Below are 16,738 nucleotides of genomic sequence, written 5' to 3' on the forward strand. Positions count from 1 at the left end.
ATCTTTCATTCTTAATTTTTCATTCGTAGAAAAGAGTTTTTGTTATGGAATTAAAATCATTCATAAGTTGAATTTTCATTAGAAAACCCTATATTCTATGTCATACTGAATCGACAGATTTCCATGATGGCTGAGCTATCATGAAAACCTGTCGATATGTTTAACACAAACTATGCTTTTTACCTTTAATTAGTTATTTTTTTCATATACATTACAAAGTTCTTTAGGTATACGAACAATTATATTTTTCGTAAATGATACTACATTATCCTTTTTATCTACATTTCTATTTAACTTTTCATCAAAAGAGCGAATATTTTCAAATACTTTATTCAAATCTAATATACCATAACCCCAGCGTGGATTAGGGTAAATATCTCCTGGCCTTGTTCTAGTGCCAGATATAAGAAGAGTATTTATCTTAGGCGGATATAATGCTGTATTATTACCTTCTACTACACCCCATTGCAATATTAATGCTACTGCTCCAGTTAAAACTGCAGTGGCTGCACTAGATCCAGTAATAACAGTTGTTCCGCCTCCTGACTTAGTGGTAAGCACATTGATTCCTCCGGTAGTAACCGATGGTTTTACTCGTCCATCCCTTGTAAATCCCCTTCCAGAGGTTGCTGCAACTGTGCCAGTATCTTGATTATAATAAGAAGTAACAATTATAGTTCTACTTGTTGAAGGGATAGTTAAAGTAATTTCTGGATCTGGTTCTAAAAATTTTGTTCCCGGCCTTAAAAAATCCTTTTGATAAGTCCATGCATCATACCTTCCATTTACTATATATTCACCTGTTAAAACTATCTGCCATATTCCACCTTTGATATTTGTAAAACCAATAGATATATGTCCATTCCCAGTAACTTCTTCTGGATAATCATATAATAATGTAGCAATTGTTCCTTCCAGTGTAAACTTTAAAGTTACTATCCCCTTTAATTTTCCTGGAATTTTTTGCAGTATTTCTCCACTTGGAGAAATGATTGCTATGGAAATTCTATCTGGCCTATTAAACCATATATTTACCTCAATTCCAAGTTGATCATCGGCTACTTGCAGTTCAATTATTCTAGTTTCTCCACTTTGTGTAAATACTCCACTAGTATGATTTGCTGCATCTCCTTCGTTTCCAGTACCTCCTACCACCGCTATTCCACTTCTAACTGAGAAATAATCTATATATCTCTCTATTAGAGAACTTCCATCATGAGCTCCGTAATTTGCACCTAAAGCTATACATATAGCCATAGGTTTATTTAATTTTCTTTGAGTATCATATAAATATTTTAGTGCTAAAAGTATATCAGTGCTTTGATATTCTGGTACTTTCACATTAACTTGCGGAAATTGCTCGATAAGGTTTCTATTAGCTTCCTTAAGTTTTACAATTAAAAATTCACAATCTGGCGCTGCTCCTGTTACCCCAGCTCTACCACCTGCGCCGATAATTCCTGCTATTTCAGTTCCATGGCCATTCTCATCCTTGTGAGGAACAATAGCATATGGATCTTCTCCTCTACTTTGAGCTGCAATAGCCTCATTAATTTGTTCTCTAGAATATTCTGTTCCGTAAGGAAATCCTTCTGGCGATGGTCCTTGTTGTATGCTTTGATCCCATATTCCTATTACTCTAGTTTTATTATCCTCTGTCATAAACTCTTTATTTAAGTAATCAATGCCTGTGTCTAACATTGCTACAACTACACCTGTACCTCGTAGAGTTAAAAAAGATTTCCCATGAAAAATGGAAATATTAGCGACATTAATAGGTGATAATTGAGTAAGAGAATATAATTCATTTCTCTCTAAATTTACTATAGCTGGTACATCACGTAATAAATCACTTACTCTTCCGATTTTAACAACTACTATTATTGTAAATTCACCGATGACTAATGCACAAGCATAATCTACTTTGTTAAGTTGACTTGCAACGTCCCCAATATATTCTCCAATAAAGCTTTCATATCCAGGATCTAGATATAATTCACCACACTGTGGTAAATTAATTTTTAATTCTTCTTGAACTTCACTCACATTTTCCCTATGCTCTTTCATAAATAGAACCTCCTTATCTTATATCTATAAGGTTATCTAGAGAGCATTATTCTAACCTTGTATAAATTTCTTTTGGAATCTTTATAAATATATTTTTACTAAACTCTACTATCTCATTTTTATTCTCATAAACTTTATTTAAACTATTATCAAGAGAGCGGACACTTTCAAATACCCCTTCTAAATCCAATATACCATACCCCCATACAGGATTAGGATATACATCTCCTGGTCTCTTTCTAGTTCCAGATATAAGAAGAGTATTTATTTTAACTGGATATAATGCTGGACTATTACCTTCAACTATACCCCATTGTACTATTAATGCTACTGCCCCTGCTAAAACTGCAGTAGCTGCACTAGAACCACTAACAATAGTTGTTCCTCCTCCGGGCTTAGTTGTAAGTACATCAATTCCTCCAGTGGCAACTGATGGTTTTACTCGACCATCTCTTGTAAATCCTCTTCCAGAAGTGGCTACTGCTGTATTATTATCTTGATTATAATAAGATGTAACAATTATCTCTCTGCTTGTTGAAGGATTAGTTAAAGTAGTATATGGATTTGGCCTTAAGAACTTTGTTCCTGGTCTTAAAAAATTTTTTTGATAAGTCCAAGCATTATATCTTCCATCAACTATATAATCGCCTATTAATACTATTTGCCATATTCCTCCTTTAATATTACTAAACTCAATGGATACATGCTCATCTCCTGTAATATCAAATTGATAATCGTATAATACAGAAATACGAGTTCCTTCTAATGTAAATTTAAAACCTGTGATTACTGTTATTTGTTCTGGAACTCTTTCTAAAGCTTCTCCACTTGGAGAAATTATACCTACAGATATTCTATCTGGCCTGTTAAACCATAGATTTACTTCTATTCCCCCTTGATCATCGGCTACCTGTAACTCAACTATTATAGTCTCACCACTTTGTGTAAACCTTCCACTGGTATGGTTTGCTGCATCTCCTTCATTTCCAGTTCCACCTACTACTGAAATTGCACTTCTGTATGTGAAATAATCTATATATCTTTCTACGCGACCACTTCCGTCATGCCCTCCATAATTTGATCCTATAGCTACGCATACAACCATAGGTTTACTTAATCTTCTTTGAGATTCATATAAATATTTTAATGCCATAAGTATATCGCTGGTTTGATATTGTGGAGCAGTTGTCTCTATTTTAGGGAATTGTGCTAAAACAGCTGGATTAACTTCTTTAAGCTTTACAATTACAAATTCACAATCTGGTGCTGCTCCTGTTACTCCTGCACGACCTCCTGCACCAGCAATTCCTGCCACTCCTGTTCCATGGCCAATAGTATCTTGTTCAGGTACAATAGCATAAGGATTTTCTCCCCTACTTTGTGCACTAATAGCTTCATTAATTTGTTCTCTAGTGTATCTTGTTCCATAAGGAAACCCCTGTGGAGGCGGCCCATCTTGTACTGTTTGATCCCATATTTCTATTATTCTTGTTTTATTATCCTCTGTAATGAATTCTTTATTTAAATAATCAATTCCTGTATCTAACATTCCTATAACTACACCTGTACCCCGCAACGTTAAATAAGGATTTTCATGAAATTTAGAAATATTAGAAGTATCAATAGGAGATAATTCAGTAAGCGAAAATAGATTATTTCTTTCTAAATACACTATAGTCTTAGATATATTTCTTAAATCATTTGCTCTTCCTTTTTCAACAACAACTACTGCCATATTAATACCTACAATAAAAGCACAAGCATATTCTATATTGCTAAGCTCGCTTACAATATCACCAACATAACTAGCAACATAACTCTCATAGTTATCATTTAAATACAACTTTCCACATTGCAATAAGTTATCATTTAGAGTTTGTTGAGTTTGATTTATAATTTCTCTATGCTCTTTCATAAATAGAACCTCCTTATCTTACATCCATAAGGTTACTAGAGAACATTATTCTAACCTCGTATAAATTTCATTTGGGATTTTTATAAGTATATTTTTACTAAACTCTATTATCTCATTTTTATTCTCATGAATTTTATTTAAACTATTATCAAGAGAGCGAATATTTTCAAATACCCCTACTAAATCCAATATACCATACCCCCATACAGGATTAGGATATACATCTCCTGGTCTCTTCCTAGTTCCCGATATGAGAACGGTATTTATTTTAGGTGAATATATTGTTGGACTATTACCTTCAACTATCCCCCATTGTCCAATTAATGCTACTGCCCCTGCTAAAACTGCAGCAGCTGCACTAGAACCAGTAACAATGGCTGTTCCTCCTCCAGGCTTAGTTGTAAGCACGTCAATTCCTCCAGTAGCAACTGATGGCTTTACTCGACCATCTCTTGTAAATCCTCTTCCAGAAGTGGCTACTGCTGTATTATTATCTTGATTATAATAAGATGTAACAATTATCTCTCTGCTTGTTGAAGGATTAGTTAAAGTAGTATATGGATTTGGCCTTAAGAACTTTGTTCCCGGTCTTAAAAAAAGTTTTTCATAAGTCCATGCATTATATCTTCCATCAGCTATATAATCTCCTATTAATATTATTTGCCATATTCCTCCTTTAACATTATTAAATTCAACGGATACATGCTCATCTCCCGTAATCTCAAATGGATAATCGTATAGGATATTGACACTAGTCCCCTCTAATGTAAATGTTAAACCTGTGATTTCTGTTATTTGTCGTGGAACTCTTTCTAAAGCTTCTCCACTTGGAGAAATTATTCCTACAGATACTCTATCTGGTCTATTAAACCATAAGTTTACCTCTATTCCTAGTTGATCATCAGCTACCTGTAATTCAATTATTATAGTTTCACCACTTTGCCTAAATCTTCCACTGGTATGGTTTGCTGCATCTCCTTGATTTCCAGTTCCACCTACTACTACAATTTCACTTCTGAAGGCGAAAGAATCTATATATCTTTCTACGCGAGCGCTTCCATCGTGGCCTCCATAATTTGAGCCTATAGCCACGCATATAACCATAGGCTTATTTAATCTTAGTTGAGTTTCATATAAATATTTTAATGCCATAAGCACATCACTAGTTTGATATTGTGGGACAAGTCTCGATGTTGGAGGAAACGACTCTAAAACAGCTTCAGTTGGTCCCTTAAGTTTTACAATTACAAACTCACAATCTGGTGCTGCTCCTGTTACTCCTGCGCGACCTCCTGCCCCAGCAATTCCTGCTACCTCTGTTCCATGACCAATAGTATCTTGTTCAGGTACAATAGCGTAAGGATCTTCTCCTCTACTTTGTGCATTAATAGCTTCATCAATTTGTTCTCTAGTATATCTTGTTCCATAAGGGAACCCCTCCGGAGGTGGTCCATCTTGTACTGTTTGATCCCACATTTCTATTATTCTTGTTTTATTGCCTTCTGTAATGAATTCTTTATTTAGATAATCAATCCCTGTATCTAACATTGCTATAACTACACCTGTACCCCGTAACGTCAAATAAGGATTTTGATGAAAATTAGAAATATTGGAAGTGTCAATGGGAGATAATTGGCCAAGAGAATATAATTCATCTCTCTCCAGACGCAATATGGTCTTAGATGCGCGTCTTAAATCATTTGCTCTTCCGCTTTCAACAACAACTACCGCTATATTAATCCCTACGATAAAAGCACAAGCATATTCTATATTACTAAGCTCACCTACAATATCGCCAGAATAAATAGCAGCATAGCTCTCATAGTTATCATTTACATGCAACCTTCCACATTCCAATAACTTAGCATTTGGAGCTTCCTCAGGTTGATTTACATTTTCTCTATGCTCTTTCATAAATAGAACCTCCTTATCTTATATCCATAAGGTTATCTAGAGAGCATTATTCTAGCCTTGCATAAATTTCTTTTGGGATTTTTATAAGTATATTTTTACTAAACTCTACTATCTTATTTTTATTCTCATGAATTTTATCTAAACTATTATCAAGAGAGCGAACATTTTCAAATACTCCTGCTAAATCCAATATTCCATACCCCCATGTAGGATTTGGATATACATCTCCTGGTCTCTTTCTAGTTCCCGATATAAGAATAGTATTTATTTTAGGTGAGTATAATGCTGGCCTATTGCCTTCTACTATACCCCATTGTACTATTAACGCTACTGCCCCTGTTAAAACTGCAGTAGCTACACTAGAACCACTAACAGTAGTTGTTCCTCCTCCAGGCTTAGTTGTAAGCACATCAATTCCCCCAGTGGCAACTGATGGTTTTACACGTCCATCTCTTGTAAATCCTCTCCCTGAAAGTGCTACTGCTGTATTATTTTCTTGATTATAATAAGATGTAACAATTATTTCCCTACTTGTTGAAGGATTAGTTAAAGTAGTATATGGATTTGGCCTTAAGAACTTTGTTCCCGGCCTTAAAAAAAGCTTTTGATAAGTCCATGCATTATATCTTCCGTCAACTATATAATCTCCTATTAATACTATTTGCCATATTCCTCCTTTAACATTATTAAATTCAATGGATACATGCTGATCCCCTGTAAGATCAAATTGATAATCGTATAGAATGGTGACACTGGTTCCTTCTAATGTAAATTTTAAACCTGTGATTTCTGTTATTTGATATGGAACTCTTTCTAAAGCCTCGCCACTTGGAGAAATTATTCCTACAGATACTTTATCTGGCCTATTAAACCATAAGTTTACCTCTATTGCCACCTGATCATCAGCTACCTGTAATTCAATTATTATAGTTTCACCACTTTGTGTAAATTTTCCACTGGTATGATTTGCTGCATCTCCTTCATTTCCAGTTCCGCCAACTATTGCAATTTCACTTCTGTATGCGAAGTAATCTATATATCTTTCCACTCGGCTAGTTCCATCATGGCCTCCGTAATTTGCCCCTATAGCTACGCATACAACCATAGGCTTATTTAATCTTCTTTGAGCTTCAGATAGATATTTTAATGCCATAATCACATCACTAGTTTGATATTGTGGGACAATCATCGATGTTGGAGGAAACAACTCCAAAACAGCTTTGCTTGGGTGCTTAAGTTTTACAATTACAAATTCACAATCTGGTGCTGCTCCAGTTACTCCTGCACGTCCTCCTGCACCAATAATGCCTGCAATCTCTGTTCCATGACCAAGGATATCTTTTTCAGGTACAATAGCATAAGGATCTTCTCCTCTACTTTGTGCATTAATAGCTTCATTAATTTGTTCTCTAGTATATCTTGTGCCATAAGGAAATCCCTCCGGAGGTGGGCCATCTTGTACTGTCTGATCCCACATTTCTATTATTCTTGTTTTATTATCCCCTGTCATAAATTCCTTATTTAAATAATCAATCCCTGTATCTAGCATTCCTATAACTACACCTGTACCCCGTAACGTCAAATAAGGATTTTCATGAAATCTAGAAATATTAGAAGCGTCAATGGGAGATAATTCAGTAAGAGCATATAGTTCATCTCTCTCCAAACGCACTATGGTCTTAGATATATTTCTTAAATCATTTACTCTTCCTCTTTCAACAACAACTACCGCCATATTAGCTCCTACAATAAAAGCACAAGCATATTCTATATTATTAAGCTCACCTACAATATCGCCAGAATAAGTAACAACATAACTCTCATAGTTATCATTTAAATGCAACTTTCCACATTCCAATAAATTAGCATTTGGAGTTTCCTCAGGTTGATTTACATTTTCTCTATGCTCTTTCATAATCTAATCCCTCCTTATTTTATATATAAGGTTATCAAAGAGCATTAGTCTAACCTTGTATAAATATTTTCAGGTATATTTATAAATATATTTTCGGTAAATTCCACCAAATTTTCTTTATTTTTATTAGAGCGCATTAAAGAGTTATCAAGAGATCGAATATTTTGGAATACTCCCATTAAGTCCAACATTCCATAACCCCATACTGGATTAGGGTAAGTATCCCCTGGTCTTTTTCTAGTTCCAGCTATAAGAAATGTGTTTATTTTAGGCGGATATAATGCTGGATTATTACCTTCTACTACACCCCACTGTAATATTAATGCCACTGCTCCAGTTAAAACTGCCGTAGCTGCACTTGATCCAGTAATTATAGTTGTTCCTCCTCCAACTCTAGTAGTGACTACATTAACTCCTCCAGTAGCAACTGATGGCTTTACGCGGCCATCTCTTGTAAATCCTCTGCCTGATGTTGCCACTACCGTATTATTAAATTGATTATAATAAGCAGTAGCAATTATAGTTCTACTTGTCGAAGGAATCGTTAAGGTGGTATATGGGTCTGGTTCCAAAAATTTTGTTCCTGGCATTAAAAAGTCTTTTTGATAAGTCCAAGCATTATATCTTCCATCAACTATATAATCTCCTGTTAAAACTATTTGCCATATTCCACCTTTAACATTGGTAAACGCAATAGATATACGTCCATCCCCTGTAATACTTTCTGGATAATCATGCAATATTGCAACAGTAGTTCCCTCTAATGTAAATCTTATAGTTACTATTCCTTTCACCTTCTCTGGAATTTTTTCTAAAATTTCTCCACTTGGAGAAATGATTGCTGCGGAAATTCTATCTGGACGATGAAACCAGATGTTTACCTCTATTCCAAACTGGTTATCAGCTACCTGTAGTTCTATTATCCTAACTTCTCCACTTTCAGTGAATATTCCACTAGTATGATTTTCTGCATCTCCTTCGTTTCCAGTACCCCCTACTACTGCTATTCCACTTCTAACTGAAAAATAATCTATATATCTTTCTACTCTAGCACTTCCGTCATGCCCTCCAGAGTTTGTGCCTAAGGCTATGCATATAGCCATAGGTTTATTTAGTCTTCTTTGAGTATCATATAAATATTTTAACGCTAAAAGTATATCACTAGTTTGATATTCCGGTATTGCTACATTAACTTGTGGAAACTCTCTCAGGACAGCTGGACTAGCTTCTTTAAGTTTTACAATTAAGAATTCACAATCCGGTGCTGCTCCTGTCACTCCTGCGCGTCCTCCTGCACCAATAATCCCTGCAATTTCAGTTCCATGACCAATTTCATCCCTTTGAGGAACAATAGCATAGGGATCTTCTCCTCTACTTTGTGCACTAATGGCTTCATTAATCTGTTCTCTAGAATATTCTGTTCCATATTTGAACCCTTCCGGTGGCGGTCCTTGCTGTATTGTTTGGTCCCACATGCCTATTATTCTAGTTTTATTATCTTCTGTCATAAACTCTCTATTTAAATAATCAATTCCCGTATCTAACATCCCTACAACTACACCTGTACCTCGCAGTCTTAAATATGAACTTGTATGAAAAATTGAAATATTAGCAGCATTAATAGGTGATATTTGAGTAAGAGAATATAACTCATTCCTTTCTACATATGCTAGAGCTGGTACATCTCTTAATAAATCATCTAATCTCCCATTTTCAACAATTAATATTATAATTTGATTTCCTACAATAAATGCACAAGCATAATCTATTTGATTAAGTTGATTTATAATATTTCCACTATATTCTGCAATATAGCTTTCATAATTATTACTTAAATATCTTTTTCCACATTCCGGTATATGTGCATTTAAATTTTCTTGCATTTCATTTATATTTTCTCTATGCTCTTCCATAAACAAATACCTCCTCATTATATATCTATAAGTTTATTTAAAGAGCATTGGTATTTAGCCTTGCATAAAAAGATTCTGCTAAGAATGCACAAGCATAATCTATTTTATTCATTTCTTCCAATATATTTCCATTATAGTCAGCTATATAATTTTCATATTCATCGCTTAAATATAATTTTCTGCATTCATTAATATCAATTTTAGGCCCTCTAATGCTTTCTTTTTGACCTTTCACTATACCCCCTCCCATAATAAGTACTACTGTTGCTTTGATTTATAATAAATATTTTCTGGTATATTTGTTAACACCTTATCTGAAAACTTAACTATTTCTTTATTTTCAAAATTTCTTGGCAATCCAAGTGATCTTATGTTTCTAAATACTCCAACTAAATCTAACATACCATATCCCCAGTCCTTATTAGGATAAATATCTCCTGGCCTTTTTCTAGTTCCAGTAATAAGATAAGTTGTAATTTCAGGAGCGTATAAAGTAGCATTGTTTCCGTCTACTATTCCCCATTGTAATATTAATGCCACCGCACCAGCTAGTACTGCTGTTGCTGCACTTGACCCTGTAACTGTAGTAGTACCACCACCTGGCCTAGTAGTTACTACATCAATTCCACCTGTAGCAACATATGGCTTAATCCTACCATCTCTTGTGAACCCTCTTCCTGAAGAAGTTACTATAGTATTGTTATTTTGATCATAATAAGCCGTTACAATTGCACTTCTACTAGTGGAAGGTACAGCTATTGTAATATCTGCATCAGGACGTAAAAATCTAGTATTTGGTTTTAAAAGAGCTCTTTGATACATCCATGCATTATACCTGCCATCAACTATATAATCACCTGTTAAATTTATTTGCCATACCCCTCCTGTAACATTTTTCAGTACTATAGTAATAAGTTCATCACCAGTAATATCTTCTGGTAAATAGTAGTGTATAGAAGCAGTAGTCCCTTCAAGTATAAACTTTACATCTTCTACTCCTTTTAACTTTTCTGGAATCCTTTCTAGAATTTCTCCACTTGGAGATACCATTCCTACAGATACCTTATCTGGCTGTTTACACCATATATTTATTTCTAATCCTACTTGTCTTGGATCAACACTAAATTCTATTGTCTGTGTTTCTCCTGTAATTCTGAATCTACCACTAGTATGAGTTTCACTAGCTCCTTGATTTCCTGTACCTCCAACGACAACAATTCCCCTTGTTATTGAAAAATAGTCAATAAATCTTTCTGAAATAGCACTGCCATCGTGTCCGCCATAATTTGATTCTATAGGTACACAAATTACCATAGGCCTATTTAATTTTCTTTGAATAGAAGTTAAATAGTTTAGTCCCATTACTACATCTGTATTCTGGTATATCGGAAAATCAACAGGGAAAATAACACCTCGACTTTCTAATGTAAGCTTTTTAGCCTCCTTTAATTTAACCATTACAAATTGGCAATCTGGTGCTGCACCAATTACACCAGCTCGCCCCCTTCCTCCTGCAATTCCTGCTACTGCTGTTCCATGGCCATTTAAATCTCTTGAAGGTACAATAGCATATGGATCCTCTCCTCTAAAACTAGCAGCAATTGCTTCATTTATCTCAGTATTTAAATACTCACTACCATAGATAAATCCTTCTGGTGGTGTCCCTGTCTGTATTGTTTGATCCCATATACTCACTATTCTAGTTCTATCATCTTCAGTCATAAACTCGATATTTAAATAATCAATTCCTGTATCAATTATTCCAATTATTACTCCTCTACCTCTTAAATTTAAATAAGGATTCTCATGAAACTGCGAAATGTTTGCAGTATCTATAGGCGATAATGCTGCCAAAGTAAAGAGCTTAGTTCTCTCTACATTTATAATGGACTTAACGTTTCTTACAAGTTCCTCCGCTCTTCCTTTTCGAACAGCTATAACAGCATAAAAAGGTTCTGCAAGAAAAGCACAAGCATAATCAAATTTTCCAACTTCACTTATTATATCTCCATTATATTCCACCATAAAAGTTTCATAGTTTTCATCTAAATATAAATCCCTACAAGTACGTTCAGGCGGAGTTAATATAGGTATTTCTCTATTCATATCTATACTCCTTACAGGGGCTTCTTCTAGCCAGATTTCTAAGGCATTGCTTATACATAAATTTCCATAGCCCCAAGTTTCATTTGGATAAACTATAAGTGGTCTATCTCTAGTAGCACCTTTAAGCAAGAAATATTTTAGCCTCTCTCCATACATGTATGAGTCTCTTCCTTGTACTAATCCCCATTCCATAAGCATCGCAGCAGCGCCAGCTACATGTGGAGTAGCCATGGACGTTCCCGATAATGAATCATATCCTCCACGAGGAACTGGTGCTTCTATATTTTCTCCTGGCGCAATTATTTCTGGTCTAATTTTACATCTATCTAGCGGTCCTCTTCCTGAAAAAGCAGATATAGTTCCATTGATATGGTTATAGCTACCTACTGTAATAGCATTTTCCACAGTACCAGGAATTCCTACCGTATTGAAAACTGATGGTTCTAAAAATCTGGTAGTTATATTTAATCCTTCAGTTATTGGAAGCCAAATATCAAATGGACTTACCTCATTAACTTCTCTTGAATATATAATAATAGACCAAGTTCCTGCGGAAATAAATTGATTAAATCCTACTAAACTTATAACTATTTCTCCAGATATATTAAAAGGAGTTGGTCCAGAATTAAAAATATAATAATAATCATTTCTTATATTTCCCTCTACATAACTTCTAACTAGTGGTATAACTCCACTTCTTGAACCAGCAGGTGATATCAATTCTATACTAATATCTTTTAAAAAAGATTTATATAATTGAAATATTACTGCTGTCTCATTGGGACCAATACTTACATCCACTCTATTCTCTAAAGCTAAAATTCCAGCTGCGTGATGTGCCTTATCACCTTCATTTCCCGCCGCAATAACAAAGCTTATTCTTTCAAGGGCACATATTGTTGATATATACTTTTCAAGCAGACTATTTCCATCATGAGCACCATCATTACTACTAAAGCTTAAATTTATAACTAAGGGCTTCATAAGTTCTTTGCTTCTATCTATTAAAAACTTTACTCCTCTCATAAGCTGAGTACTACTTGTATATCCCCCCATTATCTCTCTTGTAAGTTTAACCATAGCTATAGAGCTTTCAGGTGCTACACCGTAATATCGTGGAGGTATATTGCCACCAGCACAGGCTATACCAGCTACATGAGTACCATGCCTTGCTGTATCAACATGAGGAACTATATTAAAAGGATCTGGAGATTTTAATGCATTGTTAATATCTGTACTATTGTATACTGCTCTATTAGCCGCCAAATCATAAATATAATCAATTCTCGTATTACCTTCTGCATCTATAAAAGCAGGGTGAGTATAATCTATCCCAGAGTCTATAAACCCTATTAAAACTCCTTTACCAGTAAGGCCATAAACGAATCGAGCAGCTGGTTGACAAATAGCTCTATTGCTGACTTCTGAATTAATATATAAACTTTTAGGAATTTCCATATAAGTTATTTGTTGTATATTTCCTACATCAAGAACTTTATCAAAAGTTATGGTTACAATTCCAAAACCATAGCCTAGATCTTCAAAGATACCCCCTAAGGCTTCCACTTGTTCTCTAACAATTGGTGCGTCCGTACCATATAAAACTACTAATTCAATTGTATCTCCTTCTATTCCAATTTCTCTATAAACCTGTGCTACTCTATTTCTAATTCCTCTGGGTAGGTTTAAAAATAAATTCAATCTTCCGCTAACTTTTTCCGTAATAATCCCTCCCTAAAAACACTCCTTCACTTAATATGTTATGAGACAAAAGTCAAAATAATGCAAAACTTACAATTAATCAAAAATAATTGTAGCGCTTTAAAATAATTAATTCTAAAATTGTTGGTTTTTACTGAGAAATATGCACAATTATAAGCTGAAAAAGTTGTGAATTTAATAAATAAAAAAAAACTAGCAATTCATGCTAGTTTTTTATTTATTAAAGTATAATTTCCACTCTATTTAGTTTTGCAATAACTTTTATATCTTTTACTCCTAGTGTTTCTGTTCTAAGACTTCCTCTATTACTTATTAATAAAACTTTATTACTATCCAATTTTTTAATTTGTCTTAAAACTCTCTCACCATTATAGTCAATTAAACATATGGCATTGTTTTCTATTTCTGCAGTTAAATTTGCAAAAGCTATATCTCCTTTGCATATTCTAAATCCCATCAAATCATCATTTTCTATTTGAATAAATAAAACTTTATCTGAATTATGTCCCTCTATCTTATTAGATATTATAGGCATCTGACGATTCGCTATAGGTTTATCTAAATCATATTTATATACTCCTATAGTTTTTAAAATTGAGCCAAAAGCATCATTCCATACATCCTTAACAGTTTCAGGAGCTTTATTCTTTGGAGTAACACTTTCATTCTTACTTTCTTCATAGGCAATATTTTGGAACATAGAAGTCATATTTTGAATATCTCCTCCTAATACTTTACCTATTCTTTCAATTAGCTTTTCATTTATTACTTTTCTTCCGCTTTCTACCTCATTAATAAAACTTTCAGAAACTCCAAGCTTTTTAGCTAATTGTTTTTGACTCATACCTTTTTCATTTCTAGCTTTTTTAATGTTCTCTCCTACTTTGCTCATGTTATATACCTCTCTTAAACTTGAAATTTGGCTATAGATATATTCTATCATAAATAAAAAAATCCTCTACAATTAACATAGAGGATTTTTTACTATTTTCTGTTTGTAGAGTTTTTAAATTGCTCTCTTTCTTCTATTAAATGCTCTAATAGCTTATGAAATCTCCAATTTATTGATATTGGAGTTACTGCTGCAAGTATAGGTCTTGATTCTAAAATAGCCCTAACCCTCTTAACTGAAACTTGAAGCTGTTGTGGAGGAAAATTATTAAATATTATTGTTTTTTCTAAAGGCATTGTGAATTCATCATCTTCTTTAGATTCTCCACCTAAAATATCCTTAATTTTTGAGTTACCCATAGCTTCTTTTATCACTATACAGTTACAATCAACTTTACCTTCAAACTCTTTATTAAGTATTTCTACCTCATCATCAGATAATGCATAAGTTAAAATTACTTTATCATTTAAACTACTCATACCTGCCCTCCATTCTATACATATTTATATTGAATGAGTATTATAATTTTTCAGGTTCATCATACTCTATGCCAAAGGTTTCAACTGTAACTTCTTCCATAACTTGATCCTCTAGTGGCTTATCTCTAAAATCTCTATTTACATTAACAATTTCATCTGCTACATCTTGACCTTCTATAAGTTTACCAAAAGCAGCATATTGTCTATCTAGATGAGGTGAATCAGCTGCCATTATGAAGAATTGACATCCAGCTGAATCTAGCACTGCAGTTCTAGCCATTGATAATACTCCTGTTGTATGTTTTAAATCATTTGGAAAACCATTAGCTGAAAATTCTCCTTTTATACTGTATCCTGGATTACCCATTCCACTTTTATCAGGGCATCCACCTTGAATCATAAATCCTGGTATTACTCTATGAAATATAAGTCCATTATAAAAACCTTTCTTAACAAGACTTATAAAATTTTTAACTGTATTAGGTGCTATCTCTGGATACAATTCAGCTTTCATTGTTTTTCCATTTTCCATTTTAAATGTAATTATTGGATTTTCCATTTTCTCTCTCCTTCTGAGCATCTGAAATAAAATAATAAATTAAAAATGTTAGTATATCTTATCTCAGACAAGACATTAGGTTCTGCTCATAGTGTATCTATGTACGGGTTCTGTGAGCGTAGCATGATGAAAAATAAACTAACATACTGGTTTATTATTTTTTNNTTTTTTGAAGATGCCTTATATAATTTATTAATCAGATTATATCATATAATATTTCTATTTAGAATTATATCTATAATTATTAACTTTATAAGCGTTGAATATATATTGCGAACTACTACCACTTACTTCGTTGAAGTAGTAACTCATGGTCAATACTCCTAACGGAACAAGTTTACCTACGCTCAAAAGGTCGTCAAATATATCTTTCAATCTTATACTTACATTATCGATAACTTCTCTTCTATATTATATTGCCAATACTAGATGGTAATATACTGAGAATACTTAATAATTGTTGCTATCTAAATCCCTTAGTATCACTACTTTTTGTAATTCAATATAGTATAAGCAAATTATTTTTACGTATCCATCATCACCTTACTTCGTTGAATGCGAAGATTTCTGCTAAGCTATTTTAAAATTTTTCTAAAAAAAGCTATATGCTCTGGTGAAATATTCATTATATTCCAGACGTCATACAGCTTTAAAATTTTTATATAATTATCTTTTATTTCATACTCATTGTATTTCCTCTTCCTCTACGGATACCCTTACTGATAAATCTTTATCATAATTTGAAAATTCAATTGATAATGTACCCCCAGGTAAAACAATAAAATAATCCTCGCCAAGTAAGCTTAGATTATTATGATCATTAATTTTTGACTTATATAATAATAACTTGTCCTTATTATCCCCTTCATGAATTTTTGATTTTATATCTAAAGCTCCTTGTTTACTACTGCCTTCCAATCTCTTACTACTATCATATCCATAAAAGTATAATTCATTGTTTTTATTAATATTATTTAACATTATATTGCTTATTATATATAATCTATTACTATCTATAGGATTGGTTATTGTAATATACCTAAATTCCTTCTCCTTATCCAAGTTAAGCTCTATTACTTTATCCTGAGCCTTGTAATTTTTATCCTTACGAAATTTAAATATTTTCACCTTTAATCACCTTATTTCTATAAGTCATCTTCAAAAAATAATTAGTCATTATGATAACCCATTTTATGCTATATATTGTTCACAGAAACATTTAGTAACATCAGTATATTATAGATGTACCACTTCTA

At 33.3% G+C, this 16,738-nt stretch carries 11 protein-coding genes; all 11 read right to left on the bottom strand.

Translation table 11 applies throughout. From position 1 onward, the window contains the following. Positions 1–189: 189 nt before the first annotated feature. On the bottom strand, positions 190–2,067 hold the full coding sequence (locus B2W91_RS08695) for a S8 family peptidase (protein WP_291580090.1): 1,878 nt from the start codon (positions 2,065–2,067) through the stop codon (positions 190–192). A gap of 46 nt (positions 2,068–2,113) precedes the next feature. Next, complete coding sequence (locus B2W91_RS08700; protein ID WP_291580091.1) at positions 2,114–3,982, bottom strand: S8 family peptidase; 1,869 nt, start codon at positions 3,980–3,982, stop codon at positions 2,114–2,116. Positions 3,983–4,027: 45 nt separating this feature from the next. Then, the gene (locus B2W91_RS08705) at positions 4,028–5,896 is read right to left on the bottom strand and encodes a S8 family peptidase (RefSeq protein WP_291580092.1); all 1,869 of its coding nucleotides are present in this window, start codon (positions 5,894–5,896) and stop codon (positions 4,028–4,030) included. A 46-nt stretch (positions 5,897–5,942) separates the two neighbouring features. After that, positions 5,943–7,811: a S8 family peptidase gene (locus B2W91_RS08710; RefSeq protein ID WP_291580093.1), complete on the bottom strand. Its 1,869-nt coding sequence runs from the start codon at positions 7,809–7,811 to the stop codon at positions 5,943–5,945. Between the two features lie 44 nt (positions 7,812–7,855). Further along, positions 7,856–9,724 carry a S8 family peptidase gene (locus B2W91_RS08715; protein WP_291580095.1) on the bottom strand — a complete coding sequence of 623 codons (1,869 nt, stop codon included), beginning with the start codon at positions 9,722–9,724 and terminating at the stop codon, positions 7,856–7,858. Between the two features lie 37 nt (positions 9,725–9,761). Continuing rightward, positions 9,762–9,959, bottom strand: a complete 198-nt coding sequence (locus B2W91_RS08720; RefSeq protein ID WP_291580096.1) for a hypothetical protein — start codon at positions 9,957–9,959, stop codon at positions 9,762–9,764. 23 nt (positions 9,960–9,982) lie between these two features. After that, entirely contained in the window at positions 9,983–13,558 is a 3,576-nt protein-coding gene (locus B2W91_RS08725) for a S8 family peptidase (protein ID WP_349680800.1), read from the bottom strand. Between the two features lie 214 nt (positions 13,559–13,772). Further along, positions 13,773–14,444: a helix-turn-helix domain-containing protein gene (locus B2W91_RS08730; protein ID WP_291580097.1), complete on the bottom strand. Its 672-nt coding sequence runs from the start codon at positions 14,442–14,444 to the stop codon at positions 13,773–13,775. A 92-nt stretch (positions 14,445–14,536) separates the two neighbouring features. Next, positions 14,537–14,923, bottom strand: a complete 387-nt coding sequence (locus tag B2W91_RS08735; RefSeq protein ID WP_291580099.1) for a DUF3783 domain-containing protein — start codon at positions 14,921–14,923, stop codon at positions 14,537–14,539. A 40-nt stretch (positions 14,924–14,963) separates the two neighbouring features. Continuing rightward, positions 14,964–15,482 (bottom strand): peptidylprolyl isomerase, encoded by a 519-nt coding sequence (locus B2W91_RS08740; RefSeq protein ID WP_291580100.1) that lies wholly within the window; start codon positions 15,480–15,482, stop codon positions 14,964–14,966. A 684-nt stretch (positions 15,483–16,166) separates the two neighbouring features. Beyond that, positions 16,167–16,610, bottom strand: a complete 444-nt coding sequence (locus B2W91_RS08745) for a hypothetical protein (RefSeq protein ID WP_291580101.1) — start codon at positions 16,608–16,610, stop codon at positions 16,167–16,169. Positions 16,611–16,738 lie beyond the last annotated feature (128 nt).

Origin of the sequence: Clostridium sp. UBA6640 (assembly GCF_002455975.1) — a bacterium.
Lineage (GTDB): Bacteria > Bacillota > Clostridia > Clostridiales > Clostridiaceae > Clostridium_J.

Excerpts from the sequence above, each read along its gene's own strand:
- B2W91_RS08695 (WP_291580090.1), bottom strand. The coding sequence starts at position 2,067 with ATGAAAGAGCATAGGGAAAATGTGAGTGAAGTTCAAGAAGAATTAAAA.
- B2W91_RS08700 (WP_291580091.1), bottom strand. The coding sequence starts at position 3,982 with ATGAAAGAGCATAGAGAAATTATAAATCAAACTCAACAAACTCTAAAT.
- B2W91_RS08705 (WP_291580092.1), bottom strand. The coding sequence starts at position 5,896 with ATGAAAGAGCATAGAGAAAATGTAAATCAACCTGAGGAAGCTCCAAAT.
- B2W91_RS08710 (WP_291580093.1), bottom strand. The coding sequence starts at position 7,811 with ATGAAAGAGCATAGAGAAAATGTAAATCAACCTGAGGAAACTCCAAAT.
- B2W91_RS08715 (WP_291580095.1), bottom strand. The coding sequence starts at position 9,724 with ATGGAAGAGCATAGAGAAAATATAAATGAAATGCAAGAAAATTTAAAT.
- B2W91_RS08730 (WP_291580097.1), bottom strand. The coding sequence starts at position 14,444 with ATGAGCAAAGTAGGAGAGAACATTAAAAAAGCTAGAAATGAAAAAGGT.
- B2W91_RS08735 (WP_291580099.1), bottom strand. The coding sequence starts at position 14,923 with ATGAGTAGTTTAAATGATAAAGTAATTTTAACTTATGCATTATCTGAT.
- B2W91_RS08740 (WP_291580100.1), bottom strand. The coding sequence starts at position 15,482 with ATGGAAAATCCAATAATTACATTTAAAATGGAAAATGGAAAAACAATG.